The following is a 2,230-nucleotide window of genomic DNA, read 5'->3' as shown; positions in this document are numbered from 1 at the left end:
CTTACCCCAATACCGGTGGTTGCAGGGCGCTGATCGGCGCCCCCGTCGCGCCCCCGCAACAAGCCGGGACGGCAACCGCCGCCGCTCCCGGGGGGTGGCCGGGAGCGACGGCGGTCGGCGTACGGAGCGGGTCAGGCGACGGTCACCAGGCGACCGGAAGGCGCTCGGGGATGCGCTTCATGAAGCGGGTGCGCCAGACGAGTTGGTCGACCGGGACCGCGAGGTGGAGGTCGGGCATCCTGTCGAGCAGGACCTCCAGGGCGATCTCGGTGTGCTTCTTCCCGAGCGCCGTGGCGGGGCAGTAGTGGCCGCCGCCGCCGAACGACAGGTGCGCCGCGGCGTTCGGCCGGTCGATGTCCACGGTGTGCGGGTCGGGGAAGACGGCCGGGTCGGTGTTGGCCGCCTCGACCAGGACGAGGAGCAGCTCGCCCTTGCGGACCTCGACGTCTCCGAGCGTGACGTCCTCGAGGGCGAGGCGCGGCAGCCCGTCGGCGATCGAGAGGTTGACGCGCAGCAGCTCGTCCACGGCGGCCGGGATCCGCTCCGGTTCCTTGCGGAGCCGCTCCCAGACGTCGGGGTTCTGGAGCAGGGAGAAGACGGCCATGGTGAGGAAGCCCATGGTGGAGATGACGCCCGCGCCGAAGAAGGTGACGCCGACGGTGGCGAGCATCTCGTCGGTCAGATGGGCGTAGTCGGGGTTCCCGCGCAGGGCGGCGAGTTCGGCCATCAGTCCCGTGGTCGCCGGGTCGTCCAGGCGCTCGACCATGTAGGCGATGTCGCGGTCCCAGTTGAGCCGGGCGCCGGTGACGGGGCAGGCCGAGTTCATGAAGGCGATGTCCAGGCTGGCGGCGAGGCGCGGCGCGTCGGCCTCGGGTATGCCGAGGATCCGGCAGTGGAGGTTCTCCGCGTACGGGTTGGTGAACCGGCCGCGGAGGTCCACGGGCGGGCCGTACGCGAGGAGTTCGTCGACGAGTTCGGAGGCGTGGCGGCGCATCCAGTCGGTGAGGCCGTCGGTCTTGGGGTTGATCGCCTTGAGGACGGCCTTGCGGAGCCCCGCCCCGGTGATGTTGCCCATGTTGTTGACCACCTCGGGCGGGATGGTCAGTGCGTACTGCCGGGGGGCACCGGGCGCCGAGGTGTCCTTGAGCGAGAAGCGCGGGTCTTCGAGAACCTGCTTGCAGAGCTCGTAGGAGGACACCAGCCAGGCCGGGTCGCCGGCGATGGTGCGGACTCGCTTGACCGGCTCGGCGCGCAGGGACTCGATCTCGGTCGGAAGACGGTCGCCGCGGGCGGAGAACGGGAAGTCGGTGAGCGTGTCAGTGGTCATCGTGGTCTCCGAGGATCGCGCTGACGATGGCGTGGCCCTGGTTGCGGGAGGCGCGCAGTCCGGAGCCCCTGGAGTAGAGGAGTTCGGCCATCGGCAGGAGCTGGTGGTAGCAGTTGAGGGAGGAGGGGACACCGAGGATCGCGGGGGTGTCCAGGAAGAGCGGCGCCTCGGCGCAGATGTACTGGAGGCAGACCTCGCGCTGGCGGGCGGTGGGAGTCTGGCCTTCGAGGACCTTGGAGGAGAGGAACGCCGCGACGAGCTTGTCGCAGGTGGCGAGAAACTCCGGGTCGGTGGCGAGCAGATCGTCCAGGTGCTTGCGCAGGTGCCGGTAGGCGGGTATGTCGAGGAGCGCGGACATGGGGCGTCCTCGGAGCCGTTCGCCGCCTGGGTCGGTGGCGGCGACGGCGTTGTTGACCTTGGCGCGTACGCCGCGGAGGTTCTTGACCGTCTTGCGGCGGGCCTCGTCCGGCGGGTAGCCGAGGGCCTCGTACATGTCGGCGACGTGCAGGTCGGTATAGATGAGGTCGACCTGCTCGAAGTTGCGCAGTCCCCAGGCGGCGAGGTCAGCCACGCGCTGGGCCGAGAAGTAGCCGTTGCCGGGGGAGATGCCGATGACCGCGTGGGCGCCTTCGGTGTGGATCACTTGGCAGTGCTGCGTGTACGGCTGGACCTTGAAGCTGTCGGTCGCTGTCGTCGTCAAGTGAAGAGATGTCCTTCGGGCCGCTAGTCCCGTCGGGGCCGTGTGCCCCTGGTGTGGCGGCGACGGCATGAAGTTACCGGCGATCTCCACAGAGTGACGATTCTGAATACGAGGTGACTCGTAATCGTCTGTACATGACCGAAATTGATACGTCACTCCCGATCTGGAGCGACATATTCCGGCCATTGTCTCGGGTGTTGGAC

General features: G+C 68.7%; 2 protein-coding genes. Both read right to left on the bottom strand.

Annotated elements, in window-relative coordinates:
- Nucleotides 1–142 precede the first annotated feature (142 nt).
- Nucleotides 143–1,327 (bottom strand): cytochrome P450, encoded by a 1,185-nt coding sequence (locus ACFQ7Q_RS38050; RefSeq protein ID WP_383563831.1) that lies wholly within the window; start codon nt 1,325–1,327, stop codon nt 143–145.
- Nucleotides 1,317–2,027: a tRNA-dependent cyclodipeptide synthase gene (locus tag ACFQ7Q_RS38045; RefSeq protein WP_383563829.1), complete on the bottom strand. Its 711-nt coding sequence runs from the start codon at nt 2,025–2,027 to the stop codon at nt 1,317–1,319. Before ACFQ7Q_RS38045 ends, ACFQ7Q_RS38050 begins: the two co-directional genes overlap by 11 nt.
- Nucleotides 2,028–2,230 lie beyond the last annotated feature (203 nt).

It is taken from the genome of Streptomyces sp. NPDC056527, from assembly GCF_042794475.1.
In the GTDB taxonomy this organism is placed as follows: Bacteria; Actinomycetota; Actinomycetes; order Streptomycetales; family Streptomycetaceae; genus Streptomyces.
Note: the sequence above shows the minus strand (reverse complement) of the source record. Positions and strands in the feature narration are given on the sequence as shown.